Below are 16,825 nucleotides of genomic sequence, written 5' to 3'. Positions count from 1 at the left end.
CAGAGGATCGCATAGTCGGGTCAGGGGTCGGAAGCGGTGCCGCGGGCGTCGTCGGGCATGCCACTGGTGAGGCGTGCCTCCACGCTTCCCGCGTGACTCTGGGCACCGATGTGATGGAGGATCTCCAGGGCCGTCCGCCAGTGGTCGCGCGCGTCCCGGGGACGGCCTGTCGCCGATACGGCGTCGCCCAGTGCGCATTGAGCCAGGGCTTCCATCAGCTGGTGCCGACTGGCTCTGGCCAGCAGCAGGCCGACCTCGGCATGCTGCACGGCCTCTTCTCGTTGATGCGTCAGCGTGTACGCCTCGCTGAGGCGCACGTGACAGGCGGCACGTACGAAGTCCTGCTCCCCTTCTCCCACCAGTTCGAGTGCGTGCTGGTAGGCGGCGATCGCCTCACTCCCCGAACCCTTGCGTGCCAGAACCTGCCCATGGCGATAGTGCGCGATGGCTTGTCCACTACGATCGCCGAGCCGGCGGAACAGTTCCACCTGCCGCTGAGACTCGGCCACGGTCAGCTCATCAATGCCTTCGCCACGCAGCCGAGTCTGAACCAGGTTGCCCAACGCCATACCCTCAAGGGACAGGTTGCCCGCTTGCCGGGCCAGGTCCGCAGCCTCTCGGTGCAGCTGGACGGCGCGGTCGGGATCGAACGAATCGTCAAGAAATCCCTGGGCGTTGAGCGACATCGCGTAGACGTCCCGGTCCCTGTGGCGTGACAGCTCCAGTGCCCGGGCCACATGCTTCTCGGCCTCGCTCAGCCGCCCGACTTCCGCAAGGGCCCCGCCCAGGATGTAGCGGGCACGGCCCTCGGAGCGCCGGTCGTGCGCGTGTGCGGCCGCGTCGGCGACGAGGGTGGCGACGGGGATGACCTGATGCCACAGGTGGGCGTGCATCAGGACGGCGTCCAGCATCAGCAGCAGCGTCGCGGCACGGTCGGTGTGCGTAGCCGCCGTCTGCGTCAGGAGCATCAGGATGTCGTCGAGACTGGACGCGCTCCAGGCGAGCACCTCGTTGACGCTGTCGAAGCGCGTTCCTCCCGGCACGACGGGCAGGGCGGTCTGCGCCACCGTGTGACCGGGCCGGATGACACGGTAGGACTCGGCGGCGGCGACCAGATACAGGTCCAGGAGGCGGCCCAGCGCGGCATGGCGGAGCCGTTCGGGGTCGATCTCCAGAGCCAGGCGCCGGGCGAACAGGCGGACCAGGTCGTGGCAGCGGTAGCGCTCCAGCGCGGGCGACTCCAGCAGCCCGACGCCGACCAGCCGTTCAAGCAGGGTCTTGGCCGTCTCCGTCGGCATGTCGAGCACGGCGCTCGCGGTCCGCAGGTCGTACACGCCGTGGGCGGGCAGGGCGAGCAACCGCAGGGTCTGGCGCGTGAGGTCGTCGAGCTGGCCGTATCCGAGGGCGAAGCTCGATTCGACGGTGACCGTGTCCACGGTCAGTTCGGACAGCCGGTGCTGTTCGTCGGCGAGGCGCTCGGCCAGGTCGGCCAAGCTCCACTCGGGGCGTGCGGCCAGACGGGATCCGATGATGCGCACGGCCAGCGGCAGTCCCCCGCAGGCGGTGAGGATGCGGTGCGCGGTGTGCGGCTCCGCCTCGACGCGGGCGGCTCCGATGAGCCGGGTGAACATCCGCAACGCCTCCGCGGAAGGCAGCGCGCCGAGGACGATCCGCAGGCTGACTGGGAGGGTGGCCAGGCCGCTGCGGCTGGTGACGACGACGGCGCAGCTGGGGGCACCGGGCAGCAGTGGGGTCACCTGGTCCATGTCGGCGGCGTTGTCCAGCACGATCAGGACGCGCTGCTGGGCCAGCCGGGAGCGGTACAGGGCGGCCCGCTCGTCCAGCTCCGTGGGGATGTAGGAGTCGCGCTCGCCCAGGGCGCGCAGGAAGGATGCCAGGACGGTGGCGGAGTCGGCGGGCGTTCCGTCGGCTCCGCGGAGGTCGACGTACAGCTGCCCGTCCGGATAGGCGGCGAGCACGCTCTGCACGCTGTGCATGACCAGGGAGGTCTTTCCCGCACCTCCCATGCCGGTCACCAGCACGATGGGCAGCGCCTCCGGCGAGGGGTGCGACAGAGCGTTCCTGATACGTTCCGTCTCCTCGGCGCGGCCGGTGAAGTCGGCCACCGCGTGCGGAATCTGGCGGGGCGCCCGCTCCCGGCGGGAGACGACCTCGGGCTGCCGGACGGACGGAGCGGTGCGGTCGAGGATGTCGGCATGCAGCTGCTGCAGGCGGGCGTTGGGCTCGATGCCCAGTTCGCGCGTCAGCAGGCGGTGCGCCCGGCGGTATGCCTCCAGTGCCTCGCCCTGTCGTCCGGTGCGGTGCAGGGCCTGCATCAGCAGATAGTGCAGGCCCTCGCGCAGTGGATGGATCTCGGCGAGGGAGGTGAGTTCGGTGGCGGCATCGGCGCACTCGCCGAGCTCCACCATCGCCTCCAGGCGGGCCTCGACCACGTCCAGGCGGCGTTCCTCCAGCCGCGAGCGTTCGGCTTCCGCGAAGGGGCCGGGTATCCCCGTCAGGGCCGGCTCCGGCCACAGTGCCAGGGCGGTGTCGAACAGGTGCCGGGCGCCCGCCGTGTCCCCGGTCGCACCGCGGATCCGAGCCTCGCCCACCTGCTGTTCGAACAGCTCCCAGTCCAGCGCGCCCTCGGACAGGCGCAGCACATAGCCGCCGGGCACGGACCGCAGGACCCGCCACGGCTCGTCCGGCGCGTGTACGGGCTCCAGCAGCTGGCGCAGCCGCCATACGTACGTGCGCACCACGCTCTGCGGGCGGCGGGGCGGAACCTCCCACAGGGCGCTCACGAGGTCGTCCCTGCTCACGACTCGGCCGTGACGCAGGATCAGGACCGCGGCCACCGCCCGTTGCTGGGGGGATCCGAGATCCAGCTCCCTGCCGTCGCGGCTCGCCCGAAGACGGCCGAGCACCGCGAAGTGAAGGCGTGGCGGACACGTTCCCCCCATGGTGAACCTCATCGTGTTCGAGATGTCGAGCCGCTCCAGCCCCCGGAAGCAGTTCGTATGTTTACGGTTGAGCGAAGTAGCGTAATGATGCCACACCAAACGTCCTGAGCTGGGGTTTCGCTCCCTGAGGACGCTCGCCGCCACCCCCTGCCGGGAGGCGGTCGAGCCCGCCGAGGGCCGCGAAGACACGCGCCGAGCACGACTGGCCGGTACAGCGGGGCGGCCGGGCCGCCCCGCCCGTGCCGGTCAGGTGAGCGGGGTGGCGGTGGGGAGGGCGGCCAGCACGGACGGATAGGTCGCACGGACCGCTGTCGTGTTGAAGCCGAACTTGTCCAGGGCGGCGGGGGTGATCTCCCGCTTGTAGCCGTTGGAGACCAGGTAGACGGTGGTGTCGTCGGTGCTGCGGGCCAGGTGGGCGTAGGCGGTGAGCGATCCGCCGTCGGCGATGTTCGCGGTGGTGAGGACCAGGCGTACGCCGTCGGTGCCGCGGAAGAGCGCGTTGTAGGTGACGGAGCTGGGTACCAGGTGCCGCTGGCCATCCAGGACGAGGTAGATGTCGTCGGAGCCGGCCGCCTTGATGCGCAGGCCGTTCAGCTCGGGGAAGAGCTCGCCTTGGCTCTCCGCCGTGGGGGCCGGCGGCGTCGCCGGAGCCTGCGGGGTTGCGGCGTGCGCCGAAAAGCCGGAGCCGGCCGCGACGGCACCCAGGGTCGCGAGCACTACGGCGACACGCGGCATGAGGGACTGCTTGTTCATGACGATCCTCCGGTCAGCTTCCGGGGGGCGTGCGGACCGGTCCGTTGCCCGGTCCGATCCCCCTCGGGTGATAGTTGAAAACTAACCTAGTTTTGCTGACGCGTCAACAAAATCCTGCAAGGGGGTGACAACAACTCCGCGACGGCATCGCACACATGACAGCGCGTCCGCTGACACCCGGTCCGGCCGGGCGCGGTACCAGGGACGGCACTGCAGGACGTGACGCGGCAGCAGAGGATGACGGGACAGAGCCCGGACGGTGACGTGGTCGCCCGGCCCGAACACCGCGAGCTGCCCAGCACTCAGCGGGCGCCCCGCCTCACCTGCCGCGCCGTGGCTCGGGAGGACGTACGCCATGGCACTGAAAGGTTCCCCGGGATGGACAGCCGCGCGTCCCCCGTGAGGGACGCGTGTGCGCAGGTGATCGGCGTGTGGGTGACGCCGGGGCCGGTGCGTCCGGCGATGGCCCCGCGATCAGGCGCACGAGCGCGCCGCCGTCGTCATCGGAGGTCAGCAGCCGCAGCGCGTCCTGAGGTGGCGGGGCCGGCCGCCATCTTCAGCGACGCGGGCAGGTCGCCCAGAGCTGCTCGGCGTGCATGCGTGCGCCGGCCTTGTGCATGCGCTCCGTGGGCAGTTCGTCGTGCAGGATGCCGCTGCCCGCCGTCATTCACTGGGTGTCTCCCTCGCGGATGACACCGCCGCCGCCGTTGGTTTCGTGGTGGGCCATCTCAGCGTCCATGAGGTCGGTGACACGCGCCGCCTTGAGCGACAGCCGTACGTCCTCCGCGTCCAGCACGTCCTGGACGCCGCGCAGCACGATGTCGTCGATGCGCCCGGCGTCCCGCAGTTCGGTCAGCGCCTGCCTCTTCACGTGCAGCAGCGCGGCCTCCAGCTGGTGGGCGCTGCGGCTGCGCCGGGTGGCGGCCTCCCCACCGTGGACGCGGTCGCTGATGTCGCGTTCCAGCTGGGCGACCGTGCCCTCTTCGACGCCGTAGCGGCGGGCCAGAACCGGGAGCGCGCTCAGCGCGGCGGCACCGAGGTAGTGGTGGGCGAGGACGGACTCGGTGGTCTGCTCGTCGTCGGCGTCGGTACGGGAGCGCCGGACCACGGCCGGCAGGGTCGGACCGAGCACGGCGAGGGTCACGACGATGACGACGACCGTGGTGAAGACGATGGCGTCGCGGTGCTCCACGGGCCGTCCCTCGGTGGTCACCGCCGGGACGGTGAGTGCGGCCGCCAGGGAGATGGCGCCGCGCATGCCGGCCCAGGCCAGCGGGAGCCGCTGCACCGCCCCGATCCGGCGCGCCTTCTGCGTGGGCCGCCGGTCCACCAGACGCACCGCGTAGGGGACGCTGTAGAACCACAGGAACCTCGTCCCGACGACCGCGGCGCTCACGGCGAGGGCCACAGCGACGGCCTGCAGCAGGTCCGTGGAGGTCAGGGCCCGGACCGCGGCGGGCAGTTGCATGCCGACCAGGACGAACAGAGCGCTGTTGAGGAGGTGGCTGGTGACCTCCCAGAAGGCGGTGGCCTGCACGCGGGCGTCGGGGCTGATCACCCGGGGCCCGTACCGGCTGGTGACCAGTCCGCAGGTGACGACGGCCAGGACGCCTGAGACGTGCAGGATTTCGGCGGGCAGGAAGGCGAGGAACGGGGTGGCGACGCTGAGGACGCTGTGCAGCAGCGGGTCGCCGAGCCGGCGCCGGACCAGCCTGAGCAGCAGGGCGGCGGCGGCACCGACGGCGATGCCGCCGGCGTAGGACTCGACGAAACGCAGGGAGGTCCCCACCCAGCTGAAGGGGGCGTCCTCGGCGGCCACCTCGATGGCGACGGCGAGCAGTACCAGAGCCGTGCCGTCGTTGAGGAGGCTCTCGGTGCGCAGTACGGTCAGGATGCGCCGGGGCATGGCGCGGGCCACGGCGGCGACGGCGGCGGCGTCGGTCGGCGCGAGCACCGCGCCGAGCACGAGGGCCAGGGGCCAGGGGTAGCCGAAGGCGTGGGCCACGGCCGCCACAGCCAGCGCGGTGACCAGGACCAGCACGGTGGACTGGAGGGCGATGGTGCGCAGGTTGTGGCGGATCTCCCGCACCGAGGAGGTCAGCGCCTCCCAGTACAGCAGGGCGGGCAGGAACAGCAGCAGCACCACTTCGGGCGAGAGGGTGATGGTGTCGAACGCCGGCGTCAGGCCCAGGAGGCAGCCCGCGCCCAGCAAGAGCAGGGGTTCGCTCAGGCCGGTGCGGCGGGCGGTCCATCCGGTGACGAGCACGGCCGCGGCGACGGCGACGACCAGTTCCAGGCTCTCCATGTCCGTGTGCCTTCCAAGGTTCGGGGGCGGACGAGGCGGAAGGAGAAGGGAGGCTGTCCTGCCCGTGTGCCGGGCAGGACAGCCTGGTCAGCGGCGGTCGCGGACTGGGACCTCGTCCTCGCGGTACAGGACCAGGTGTTCGTGGTACAGGACGCCGTCGCGGACGTCTCCGGTGGCGGTGAAGCCGGTGTCGTCGACGTAGTCGATGTGGTCGCCGGTGACGGTGTAGCTGCCGGTGTACGCACTGCGCCGGGTGCCGCGGGCCTCGTCGTAACGGCCGTCGGGCAGCAGTTCCTGACGGATGTGTCCGTCGGCGGTGACCCACATCCCGACGTAGGGGTGCGGGGCGGGGGAAGAGGTGTCGTTGGTGTTCATGGCATCCACGGTCGCCCGCGGCACCGGCAGGCACCAGGCCGCGGGTTTCCTGGGTGCACCCCACCCAGGTTCAGCGGCGGGCGGCGCTCAGGACGGGTCCGCCGCCTCCGCGTCGACCTGCGTCAGGACGCGGTCGAGGAACTCGCCGAAGAGGCGGACCTCCTGGTCCGTGAAGGGGTCGAAGAAGAGCCGCCGCACCGTCGCGGCATGTCGGGGCGCTGCTTCCTCGATGGCCTTCCGCCCGGCCGGCGTGAGCCGGACCATGGAACCGCGGGCGTCCTCCGCGCACGCCTCGCGTGTGACGAGACCGCGCTTCTCCATCCGGCTGATCTGGTGCGACAGACGGCTGCGCTCCCAGTCCACCTCGGCCCCGAGGTCCTTGGCCCGCAGCAGACCCTCCGCCGCCTCGGACAGCGGGGCCAGCAGGGCGTAGTCCGCCGCTGACAGGCCCGAGTCGCGCAGGAGCTGCTGCTCCTGGGCCCGGTGCAGTTCGCGGCGCAGGCGCCGGTATTTCGCCCATACGTCGGCCTCTACGGGGCTCAGCCATGACGGTTCGCGCATGAGCCGAGACTATCACATTGTTGACACGTCATCATACCATGGATTGCCGGAGAGGCCGTCCGTTTCCGGGGGCGGCAGTCCCAGGAAGAGCTTGGCCTTCATCCCTGCGGGGCCGCCGAACGGACTCGTTGACGTAACGAGCGACAGACCCCGGCCCGGGGCCCACGGAAGGTTTTCCTCATCGCCGCTCAAGGACGGCAACCACGTCGCCGTCGCCGCCCGAAACCCGCCTAGGACAGCACCACCCGAGAAGCACCCGGCCGCGAGGTAGGCAGTTGCCGCCGACGCGCGGCGGCGGTGTGCCGTGCCAGGGTCGATGCAGCCGCACACAGTCCGACCCCCACCTCCGCACCCCGAAGGGCACCATGAGCATCGCCGCCACGTCCCGGTCCCTGTTCCGCACCACCACCGGCAGCCGGGCCTCGCGCATCTACCTGGCCGTCGTCGCCGCCACTTTGGCATGGGCGCACGTGGACGCGGCGTTCGTCGCACAGGCGGACTCCTCCTTCGCCGGCATCTACCCCGTCGCGGCGACCGCGCCGGTCAGCGTCGTGGTACTGCTGGCCGGCGCTTTCGAGGTGCTGCCGTTCACCCTGCTGATCGCGGCCTGCGCACTGGTGAACGCCTATCTGATCGGCCTGCTGGCGCGTCGGACCGCCACCCGCCGCTAGAAAGACCATGTCCGACACCCCGGTTTTATTGATATGTCATCAAAACTGGGAAGGGAAGTGCGCGGCCGGCAGCGGCCCGCCCGTCCGCAGCCACCACCAGGCACAGGAGACTCCATGGACCCGCAGGTGACCGTGACCGACAACCCGTCCCAGTCCCGCTTCGAGATCCACGAGGGCGCGGACCTGGCCGGTTTCGCCCAGTACCACGCGTACAAGGACGAGATCGCCTTTCTGCACACCGAGATCGACAAGCGGTTCGGGGGCCGCGGCCTCGCCGGCCTGCTCATCAACGGCGCCCTCGACGCGGCCCGGGAGCGCGGCCTCAAGGTGCTGCCCTACTGCCCCTTCGTCCGTGGCTGGATCACCAGGCACCCGGACTACGCCGAGCTGGTCCCGCGGCAGGACCGCGCCCGGTTCGGGCTGTGACGCGGTGAGCAACCTCGACACCGCGCCGCCCGTCCTGCGCCGGGGAGGCCGCGACGAGATCTCCGCCCGCCCCGTCCACGAACTGCTCCAGCCCCGGATCACCCCGCTCGGCGAAAGCACCGTCGTACGCCGGCTGCTGCCCAACCTCGGGCGCAGGATGGTCGGTGCCTGGTGCTTCGTCGACCACTACGGACCCGACGACATCGCCGACGAGCCCGGCATGTGGGTCCCGCCCCATCCGCACACCGGCCTGCAGACCGTCAGCTGGCTGCACGACGGGGACGTCCTGCACCGCGACAGTGTCGGCAGCCTGCAAACCATCCGCCCCCGCGAGCTCGGACTGATGACCGCGGGCCGGGCCATCGCCCACGCCGAGCAGTCCCCCCTCGCGCACGCGCCACTGCTGCACGGGGCCCAGCTCTGGGTCGCCCTCCCCGACGCGCACCGCCACGTCTCCCCCGCCTTCGAGCACCACACCGACCTACCGCTGGTCACCTCGCGTGCCGGGCTGCGGGCCACCGTCGTCCTCGGCGAGATCGACGGCGCCGCCTCGCCCGGCACCACCTACTCGCCCCTGGTCGGGGCGGACCTCTCCCTGGTCGCTGGCACGGACGTGAAACTGCCGCTGGAACCCGACTTCGAGTACGCGGTGCTGACCATGTCCGGCTCCACACACGTCGACGGCGTGTCGCTGGATCCCGGGTCCATGCTGTACCTGGGGTGCGGCCGCCGGGAGCTTCCCCTGCGGGCCGCCGCCGACAGCCACCTGCTGCTCCTGGGCGGTGAGCCGTTCGACGAGAAGATCGTCATGTGGTGGAACTTCATCGGCCGCAGCGGTGAGGAGATCGCCGAGGCCCGTGCGGACTGGAACGCCGGGCGGCGCTTCGGCACCGTCCACGGCTTCGACGGGGATCCCACCCCCGCCCCGGATCTGCCCGAGGCCCGTCTCAAGGCCCGCGGCCGGGAGCGCTGAGCCCGCGCACACGCTGCCGTGCAGCCGGAAGGCGACCCCCCGGCGCCCGCCGGGTCCGATGTCACTGTCACCGGACCCGGCGGGCGCCGGGCCGGGCCGACCGATCGGGGGAGGTCGGCCGACCCGGTGCTTTCGCGCCGGCCGGTCGGCCGGGCTGAGGTACCACAGGTGAACCGGTACGGCGGCGGCTCGCGTCGTGGCCCCTCACACCGGCCATCCTGCGGTCCACCGGCCGTGCCCGCATCGGCGGGTTTCACCGATGGGCGGTACGCGCGCGGATCATCGGGCCGGTCACCGCGCCCGCCCGTGCACGGGTGCGAGGGTCAGGCGGTAGTGCCGGCGTCGAGGATGTGGTCACGGGAGGCGGCGACGTCGTCGCGCAGGGCGGCGAGGTCGACGTCGAGCAGGCGCCCGTCCCACTTGCGGACCTGCCCGGCGACGAAGACGGTGTCGACGTTGCGGGCGTCGGCCCCCAGCACCAGCGTGCCCACCGCGTCGTTCAGCGGCATGTTGTTGATGTCCTCGGCACGCACGACCAGCACGTCGGCCTGCTTGCCCGGCGTCAGCGAACCGGTCACTTCGCCCAGCCCGTTCGTCCGGGCCCCCTGCAGAGCGGCGAAGTCCAGTACGTCGAGGGTGCTGATCCGGCGCGGTTCGGCATCGGTGCCGTAGGCGGCGTTGACCGCCCGCATCCGCTGGATGGCGTGCAGGGCCCGCATCTGCGTGAACATGTCGCTGGCCAGGGCGACCTCCACGTCGATGCTCAGCCCCGGCCGCACCCCCACCGCCAGCGCCTCGTCCACCGCCGGGATCGCCGACTCCAGGCCGATCTGCGCGTCTGACGTCGGCGCCAGCGCGATCGTCGTCCCGCTGTCGCCGATGGCCCGCCAGGCGTCCGGGGTCAGGCCGGTGGAGTGGATCAGCGTCAGGTCCGGGCCCAGAAGCCCCTGCCGCTCCCACTCCAGGATCGCCCGCGACGACGGCAGTCCGAAGACCGCGTCCACGCTCACCCCGACGCCCAGCTCGCGGGCCGCCGCGGCCAGCCGCGGCCCGTACTCCAGCTCCGGGCCGGCGATCTCGCCCGTCGCCAGCGTGGCGATGCGAAAGGTGAGCAGACCGCTGCCGTACTCCTTCCGCAGCCGCGCCACGTCCGTGGGCCACTGCTTGTCCCAGTCGCCGAAGTGCGGGGCCATCGCCGCGTGCACGCCCCGGATCCCGGAGTCCGCCAGCGCCTGCACCGCCGCGTCGGAGTGCGCGGCCGTACGGGAGTTGTGGGAGAAGTCGAGCATCGTGGTGATGCCGCTGTCGAGCGCCGTGAGGGCCGCCAGCCGGGTGCCCACGTACATGTCGTGCGGGCGGTACACCGGCGCGTATCCCAAGAGGGTCGTGGTGACGTAGCCGCCCAGGTCGTCCACGTCCGGCATGACGCGGCGCAGCTGCGTCTCCCAGGCGTGCCGGTGCGTGTCCACGAACCCCGGCGCCACGACGCAGCCCGACGCGTCGATCACCACCGCGTCCGTCGCGGCGCCCTGCGCCCGCAGGTCCGCGCCCACCGCGGCGATCACCTCGCCCTCGATCAGCACGTCGCCGCTGGGCAGCACGCCCAGCGTCGGATCCATCGTGACCACCGTGGCACCCGTGAGCAGGACACGCCGGTCACGGTCGCCGGCCGAGGAAAGCAGCCGGTCCAGCAGACCCTTGCGTACGGAATCGTCGAAGTACATGGCACACACCCACATCGTCAGGAGGGACACCGCCGGCCCCGAACGGCCCGGCGCTGCACCCACCGTCGCCGCGCGCCGCACCCCCGCACCAGGCCGCCGTGTACCTGGGAGTACCGCTCCCAGGAACCGCCCGGACCAGCGGCAGGACAGGAACAACACGGCCACCCTCACAGCTCGCCCACCGCTCCGCCCGGTGCGCACCATGGAGCCCATGGATCAACTCGTCACTCTCGGAGAGTTCCTGAGGTCATGCCGTTCCCGGCTCGTCCCGGACGAGGTCGGTGTGCCCCGTACCGGGCGCCGGCGGGTGTCCGGTCTGCGGCGTGAAGAGCTGGCCCAGCTCGCCGGCATGAGCGTCGACTACTACACACGGCTGGAGCAGGGCCGCAGCCGTACGGCCTCCCACGCGGTGCTGGACTCGCTGGCCGCCGCCCTGCGACTCGACGGCGCCGAGCGCGCCCACCTCTTCGACCTCGCCGGCGACCACCGGCCGCGCCACGAAGAGCCCGGCCGAGCGCTGCAACAGGTCGACCCCACGACGTACCGGCTCCTGGAGACGCTGGACAGGGCCTACAGTCCCGCCTTCGTACTGGGCCGCCACACGGACGTCCTGGCGGGCAACCGCCTCGCGTACGCGCTGATCACCGACTTCGCCGCGCTCGCTCCCCGGGGGCGCAACCCGGCCCGGTTCGTCTTCCTCGACCCCTACGCCCGAGAACTGTACGGGGACTGGGACACGGTCGCCGCCGACACCGCCGCGATGCTCCGCATGGAAGCGGGACGGCGGCCCGCCGACCGGGAACTCGCTGACCTGATCGGTGAGCGGTCGGTGCAGAGCGCTGACTTCCGCGCCCTTTGGGCCGACCGGCGGGTGGTCGAGCGGACCTGGGGCACCAAGGCGTACCACCACCCGGTCGTCGGCGACCTCACCGTCTCCTAACAGGCCATGGCCCTGGCCGGACGGGAGGACCAGACCCTCTTCGTCTACACGACGCAGTCCGGGTCCGCGGACGAGACGGCCCTGCGCCTGCTGGCCGCCTGGAAGTCGTCCGTGGACCTCGGCCGGTCTCGGGAGAGCGAGCCGTCGCCCCCGGCGGGCGGGCAGCGCGGTCACCTGCCCCGGAGGACGCCGACGGTCCGCCTTCCGGGTTCTGAGTGACAACCGCGATTCCAACGGCGCCGCCCCCGTGCGAGGTGAACGGCGAGAGCCGCTCGCCGCCTGCGGTCGGGTGCTGCTTGCTGAAGAGCCTGTCGGATCCTCCCGAAGCGCACCAGGGCGCTTCGCCGCGGTCCACGGCAATCTGAGTCACTGTGCGCTGTCGGCTCGGTCGCCGCTCGCGGTCGCACGGCCCCTGGTGCGACGATCAGTTTCCCGATACAGGACCATGTGCTCGTGGTACAAGGCGTGGGACGCCGGGGTCCGGTTGCCGGCGTTGTCGCCGGGCGTGGGAGGCGACGGCCGGGGACGGAGCGGAAGCGGTCTCCCGCCGGACGGCGGAGCCCACGAGGGCGGCCAGCAGGACGGACACGCCAACGAGACGCACCGCGGTCGAGGCGTTCACTCCCTCGCTCCTCCTGCCCGCCTCTGCCACCGGACGCTCCGAGGCGTCGGCGGGATGCCGGTCGAGCGTCGCCTGCCGGCGTACGGGGGGAAGGCCGTGGTGCTCCCGGGAACAGCGGTGCCGGGGGCCTCGGACCGGGTGCCGCGCACCCGGGCACCCGGCGTACCGCGTGACATGTCGGTCAGGCCAGCGGCCGGTGGCGGCCCCCGCAGGACCGCAGCTGCCTCTGGCGCGGTTCAGCCGCGTTGTCACACCTCGCTGCGGTCGGCCGCCCGCAACCCTTCCACGTGACGGAGCTGACGCCGCGAGAGGATGTCGAGCTTGCGCAGGATGCTGCGGACGTGAGCGTCCACCGTGCGGGGACTGACAAAGAGGGCCGCGCCGATCTCACGTGAGGTCTCCCCCGACGCCACCATGCGCGCCACGCGCAACTCCTGGGCCGTCAGTGCGTGCACGCCCCTACTGGGCCGCACGGACCGCTCGCCGGCCGCGCCGAGCTTGATGGCGGCCCTGGTCCGGAAGGCCCTCGCGCCAGCGCCGGAGAACACCGTCCATGCCTGCCTCAGCGGTTGGCGCGCCTGAGTGCGACGCCCGGTCTTCAGTAGCCACTCGCCCCACAACAGGTGAACTCGGGCCGCCTGCAGCACGGCACCGGCCCGGGTCAGTTCCTCGGCGGCCCGCCGGTACGACTCCTCCTTCTCGGCGCCGTCCTGGAGCAGCGCCTGGGTCTGCAGATACAGCCCTTCGGCCCATGGGGTGCCGCACGCCAGGGCGTTCTCCCGGAGCACCTCGCGGGCGGATCGGGCCGACGGCGTCTGCCCGCAGGCCACGGCGGCCTCGGCACACTCCGCCGCCAGCAGGACCCGGTAGCCCGCTCCGGCACCGTCGTACGGCTCCCCCACGGCCGCGAGCGCCGCCTCCGGCCGGCCCGCTCCGTTGTGCAGGACGGCACGCGCGTATTCCGTGGCCGTCAGCAGCCGTCCCTCCCGGCGCTCACCGGCCTCGCGCTCCGCGAGATCGATGAGCGGGACACCGGCCACCTCGTCGCCCCGCCACGCGGCCAACGCGAGATCCGCGTAACGCAGCGGCGCCATCCCGAGGGTCTCGGTGATTCCGTGGGCCTCCGCCACCCGCTTCGCCGCGTCGTCCAGGCGGCCGAAGTACAGGTCCACCATGGCCTGGTGGTTCAGCGCGATGGGCAGTGCGACGTGGTCTCGGCTCGCTCGCGCGCTCTGTACCTGCCTGCCCACCAGCCGCTGCCACGCCCGCGCGTCACCCACGTACAAAGCGGCGTCGCTGGCTAGGCGTGCCAAGTTCGGGGCGTCCAGCGCCGCGGCACGGGGGTCGGCCAGACATCCGTGCAGCGCCCGGGCCATCAGAGGTGCGGCGACTGCGGGCCCCTCGGAGAGCGAGGCGATCTGGGCCCGCAGCACAAGGCCTACCAGACCGTCCGGACTGCCGTCGGCGGCCGGGCTGCCAGTGGCAACCGGGTTTCCGGCAGCGTCGGAGCCGCCCTTGTCCTGGGACGCTGCCGGGCCCCCGTCCACGTCCACGTTCGGGCCCCTGTCCACGTCCACGTCCAAGCCCACGTCCACGTCCACGTCCACGTCCACGTCCACGTCCACGTCCACGTCCACGTCCATGTTCGGGCATATCCGCCGGGCCTCGACAACGATGTCCGCGACCCTCTCCTGGGAGAGATGCCGTCCGGAGAAAGCGACGGCCGCGAACGCGTCAAGCAGGACGCGCCGAGCAGCGGCGGGATCCTGGTCCGCCACCAGACGTGCCGCGTCCACCAGCAGGCGCACCGCCTCCTCGTCGCGCTGGACGGCGTACACCGTGCGCGCGTGCAGCACGACCACCCGGGCGTGATCGGCATCGGGCATTGGTTCGTGTCTGAGGGAGGCCAGAATAGCGAGTGCCTGGCGGAACGCGCCGGTCTCCCGCTTGGCGCACGCCGCCGACAGCAGCCGCGACGCCCTGGTCCGGCGATCCGCCGTGAGGGCGGCGGCCAGTTCCCAGAACCCGCAGGCGGCGGCCGCCCCGGCGCCCCGCGCCGCCCTGCGCGCGGCCTCCTCCAGGCGGCCGGCCACCTCCTCGTCGAAGCCTGCGGCGGCCTGCCCCAGATGCCAGGCGTGACGGTCGGGATCCTGCCCGGCGTCACAGCACTCGGCCAGGGCGGCGTGCGCGCGCCGCCGCTCGGTCGAGGAAGCCGCCGCATAGACCATGGACCGTAGGAGCGGGTGGCGGAATGACATCCGCGCGCTGGTGTCGAGGATGCCCGCGGACTGCGCGACCGCCGCGGCGTCGGGGCCGATGGCCAGCCGCGCCGCAGCCCGGCGGACCACGAGAGGATTACCGTCGGGTTCCGCCGCCGCCAGGAGCAGCAGCAGCTGCGTGTCGGTGGGGAGCTGGGACAAGCGGATACGGAAGGACTCCTCCAGCCGCTTCGGTCCTCCCCGGCCCCCGTCGGTCGACCTGGCCGCCATCTCCGTCGGTCCGATCCAGCGGGGCAGGTGGAGCAGGGCCAATGGATTCCCGTGTGCCTCCGTCAGGACACGCTCACGCACCCGCTGGTCGAGCGGGGCGCGGACGGTGCTGTCCAGCAGTTCCCGTGCGTGCCGGTCACCGAGCGGCCCGACGGCACGTGCTGGCAGTCCGCTCAGTTCCCCGAGGCGGTCGATGTCCTCGGCGGCGACAAGGACGGCAATGCGCTGGGCGGCGATACGCCGGGCCGCGAAGGCGAGCACGGCGAGCGAGCTGCGGTCCATCCACTGCGCGTCGTCGACGAGGCAGAGGACCGGCTGTTCCTCGGCTGCGGCCGACAACAGGCCGAGGACGGCCAGCCCTAGGTGCAGCGGGTCGGGGGCCGGGCCCGAGCGGCGTCCCAGCGCCACGCCCAGCGCGTCGCGCTGCGGCTGTGGCAGGCCGCCGAAATGGCGGATCAAAGGACCGGTCAGGCGCTGGAGTCCGGCGAAGGACAGCTCGGTTTCGGTCTGTGTGTTCTCCACGCGCACGACCTGCAGTGTCCGGTACTCGGTGTGCACGCTGTCGAGCAGCGTGGTCTTGCCGATGCCTCCCTCGCCGTGCAGTACGAGGACGCCGCCGCTGCCGGCGCAGGCCCGCACGACGAGCGCCCGCAGTGCGGCGCTCTCCCCACTGCGGCCCAGCAGCCCCGCCGCTCCGGGTCCGACCTCTGATCGGTCGCCCACCTTGTCATCGCCCCCCACGGTCGTTCTCCCCAGCATTTCGATACCCCGCGTGTATGCCTGTCTCGTCGTCGCGACGAATGTGCGTGGCTCGCTGTCGGAATCCTCGGCCAGGTGCGTCTACGACCCGTCTGCAAGGCGTCTACGCGTGAGCTGTGGCGCGCTGCCCCACAGCTCACGGCGTTGCGCCGACCAGGTAAGGCCGGATCCCGCCACGCCAGGGCCCTTCTCCGGTGTGAACGTGACGGGCAGGCGGACCGGTCCCCGGGTGATGCCGACGGGCAGCCAGGTGACGCCCTCCGTCGGTCGGGCCCACGCCATCTCCGGCAGGCCTGTCAGCAGGCCCGCAGTGCGATCGTCGCCTCCAGGCGGGTCAGCGGTGCCCCGATGCAGTAGTGGATGCCGTGGCCGAAGGACACGTGGCGTGCGAAGTCGCGAAGGACGTCCAGCCGGTTGGGGTCGCCGTCCGCCTCGACTGGGGCGTCCGGGCCCGCGGGGGTTGGCGCCACGGTAACGGTGTCGCCCGCCTCGACAAGCGCTCCACCAAGGGTGAAGCACTCGGTGGCGAAGCGGGTGGGGATGCCCTCCACCGGTGCGTCGTAGCGCAGGAACTCCTCCGCGGCGCCCGGGATGCGCTCCGGGCACCGACGCAGTTCACGGGCCCGCTCCGGGTGATCCAGCAGGGCCACCAGGAGCAGACGTCGTTCCAGCTCGAACCGGGCGACCGGCTGATCGCGGTCAGCACCGAAGTGCACGGCGCACGTGCCGCCGATGGCGGATCCTTCGGGGAGCGAGCTTTGCGCCGCATGAGGTTGCACGCGTCATGCTCTCCGGTCTGATCGAGCACTTCGTCAGCAGGGAATCGCCGCCAACGCTGCGGTCGTATGCCTGGACTGACCAGACCGAAACGCCGAAGCGCCGCGGCACACCCCGGGAGCTGGCTGGTCGACCTCCCCCACGTCGAGGTGGACCCGCGGCTGCCCTCGCCGTTCACTACGGACGGCACCCGGCCGACGGGTGACCTTCCTGTGGCGGGACGGCGGGTAGTGCTGCGGCTTCGTGTCCGGCACTTCACTTGCGAAGGGGTCACCTGCGAGCGGCGTACGTTCGTCGAGCAGGTCGCGGGCCTGACCCGGCGGTACAGCCAGCGGACCGAACGAATGCGGTCGGTGCTGGCCAAGTCGGCCTCGCCGGCGCCTCCACGCCTCCGGTCTCCGGGAGGGTGAGTCTACGACGGGTCGGCGCACTCAAGGTCGCTGCGATGGCGGCGGTGACGTTCAGGCTCATGGGCAGAGCAGCGTGG

General features: G+C 71.9%; 13 protein-coding genes. 5 read left to right on the top strand and 8 right to left on the bottom strand.

From position 1 onward, the window contains the following. Positions 1-20: 20 nt before the first annotated feature. The 5 genes from ACZ5Y0_RS33210 to ACZ5Y0_RS33190 form a co-directional block, all read right to left on the bottom strand. Complete coding sequence (locus ACZ5Y0_RS33210; protein WP_469132369.1) at positions 21-2,963, bottom strand: AfsR/SARP family transcriptional regulator; 2,943 nt, start codon at positions 2,961-2,963, stop codon at positions 21-23. A 246-nt stretch (positions 2,964-3,209) separates the two neighbouring features. Continuing rightward, entirely contained in the window at positions 3,210-3,716 is a 507-nt protein-coding gene (locus ACZ5Y0_RS33205; RefSeq protein ID WP_469132368.1) for a hypothetical protein, read from the bottom strand. 667 nt (positions 3,717-4,383) lie between these two features. Next, positions 4,384-6,021: a Na+/H+ antiporter gene (locus ACZ5Y0_RS33200; protein ID WP_469132367.1), complete on the bottom strand. Its 1,638-nt coding sequence runs from the start codon at positions 6,019-6,021 to the stop codon at positions 4,384-4,386. Between the two features lie 87 nt (positions 6,022-6,108). Continuing rightward, positions 6,109-6,396, bottom strand: coding sequence for an Atu4866 domain-containing protein (locus tag ACZ5Y0_RS33195; RefSeq protein ID WP_469132366.1), 288 nt, complete (start codon positions 6,394-6,396; stop codon positions 6,109-6,111). 87 nt (positions 6,397-6,483) lie between these two features. Beyond that, positions 6,484-6,957 (bottom strand): MarR family winged helix-turn-helix transcriptional regulator, encoded by a 474-nt coding sequence (locus ACZ5Y0_RS33190; protein ID WP_469132365.1) that lies wholly within the window; start codon positions 6,955-6,957, stop codon positions 6,484-6,486. Between the two features lie 365 nt (positions 6,958-7,322). On the opposite strand from ACZ5Y0_RS33190, the gene ACZ5Y0_RS33185 reads away from it, so the two are divergent. From ACZ5Y0_RS33185 to ACZ5Y0_RS33175, 3 genes are all read left to right on the top strand, one after another. Further along, positions 7,323-7,628, top strand: a complete 306-nt coding sequence (locus ACZ5Y0_RS33185; protein WP_469132364.1) for an SCO4225 family membrane protein — start codon at positions 7,323-7,325, stop codon at positions 7,626-7,628. A gap of 114 nt (positions 7,629-7,742) precedes the next feature. Continuing rightward, the gene (locus ACZ5Y0_RS33180; protein ID WP_469132363.1) at positions 7,743-8,054 is read left to right on the top strand and encodes a GNAT family N-acetyltransferase; all 312 of its coding nucleotides are present in this window, start codon (positions 7,743-7,745) and stop codon (positions 8,052-8,054) included. A gap of 4 nt (positions 8,055-8,058) precedes the next feature. Continuing rightward, positions 8,059-9,027, top strand: a complete 969-nt coding sequence (locus ACZ5Y0_RS33175; protein WP_469132362.1) for a pirin family protein — start codon at positions 8,059-8,061, stop codon at positions 9,025-9,027. Positions 9,028-9,350: 323 nt separating this feature from the next. Here ACZ5Y0_RS33175 and ACZ5Y0_RS33170 read toward each other — a convergent pair whose 3' ends face one another. Next, complete coding sequence (locus ACZ5Y0_RS33170; protein WP_469132361.1) at positions 9,351-10,751, bottom strand: amidohydrolase family protein; 1,401 nt, start codon at positions 10,749-10,751, stop codon at positions 9,351-9,353. A gap of 211 nt (positions 10,752-10,962) precedes the next feature. Here ACZ5Y0_RS33170 and ACZ5Y0_RS33165 point away from each other — a divergent pair, with 211 nt between their 5' ends. Together ACZ5Y0_RS33165 and ACZ5Y0_RS33160 are read left to right on the top strand one after the other, a co-directional pair. Continuing rightward, positions 10,963-11,691, top strand: a complete 729-nt coding sequence (locus ACZ5Y0_RS33165) for a helix-turn-helix transcriptional regulator (RefSeq protein WP_469132360.1) — start codon at positions 10,963-10,965, stop codon at positions 11,689-11,691. Positions 11,692-11,697: 6 nt separating this feature from the next. Next, positions 11,698-11,910, top strand: a complete 213-nt coding sequence (locus ACZ5Y0_RS33160; RefSeq protein WP_469132359.1) for a hypothetical protein — start codon at positions 11,698-11,700, stop codon at positions 11,908-11,910. A 651-nt stretch (positions 11,911-12,561) separates the two neighbouring features. Here the strand turns inward: ACZ5Y0_RS33160 and ACZ5Y0_RS33155 are convergent. Together ACZ5Y0_RS33155 and ACZ5Y0_RS33150 are read right to left on the bottom strand one after the other, a co-directional pair. After that, positions 12,562-15,543 (bottom strand): helix-turn-helix transcriptional regulator, encoded by a 2,982-nt coding sequence (locus tag ACZ5Y0_RS33155; RefSeq protein WP_469132358.1) that lies wholly within the window; start codon positions 15,541-15,543, stop codon positions 12,562-12,564. A 314-nt stretch (positions 15,544-15,857) separates the two neighbouring features. Next, complete coding sequence (locus ACZ5Y0_RS33150; RefSeq protein ID WP_469132357.1) at positions 15,858-16,277, bottom strand: hypothetical protein; 420 nt, start codon at positions 16,275-16,277, stop codon at positions 15,858-15,860. Positions 16,278-16,825 lie beyond the last annotated feature (548 nt).

This window comes from Streptomyces sp. NPDC033216, from assembly GCF_055577115.1.
Note: the sequence above shows the minus strand (reverse complement) of the source record. Positions and strands in the feature narration are given on the sequence as shown.

Coding starts and splice junctions, on each gene's coding strand:
- ACZ5Y0_RS33210 (WP_469132369.1), bottom strand. CDS start 2,963: ATGGGGGGAACGTGTCCGCCACGCCTTCACTTCGCGGTGCTCGGCCGT.
- ACZ5Y0_RS33205 (WP_469132368.1), bottom strand. CDS start 3,716: ATGAACAAGCAGTCCCTCATGCCGCGTGTCGCCGTAGTGCTCGCGACC.
- ACZ5Y0_RS33200 (WP_469132367.1), bottom strand. CDS start 6,021: ATGGAGAGCCTGGAACTGGTCGTCGCCGTCGCCGCGGCCGTGCTCGTC.
- ACZ5Y0_RS33195 (WP_469132366.1), bottom strand. CDS start 6,396: ATGAACACCAACGACACCTCTTCCCCCGCCCCGCACCCCTACGTCGGG.
- ACZ5Y0_RS33190 (WP_469132365.1), bottom strand. CDS start 6,957: ATGCGCGAACCGTCATGGCTGAGCCCCGTAGAGGCCGACGTATGGGCG.
- ACZ5Y0_RS33185 (WP_469132364.1), top strand. CDS start 7,323: ATGAGCATCGCCGCCACGTCCCGGTCCCTGTTCCGCACCACCACCGGC.
- ACZ5Y0_RS33180 (WP_469132363.1), top strand. CDS start 7,743: ATGGACCCGCAGGTGACCGTGACCGACAACCCGTCCCAGTCCCGCTTC.
- ACZ5Y0_RS33170 (WP_469132361.1), bottom strand. CDS start 10,751: ATGTACTTCGACGATTCCGTACGCAAGGGTCTGCTGGACCGGCTGCTT.
- ACZ5Y0_RS33165 (WP_469132360.1), top strand. CDS start 10,963: ATGGATCAACTCGTCACTCTCGGAGAGTTCCTGAGGTCATGCCGTTCC.
- ACZ5Y0_RS33160 (WP_469132359.1), top strand. CDS start 11,698: ATGGCCCTGGCCGGACGGGAGGACCAGACCCTCTTCGTCTACACGACG.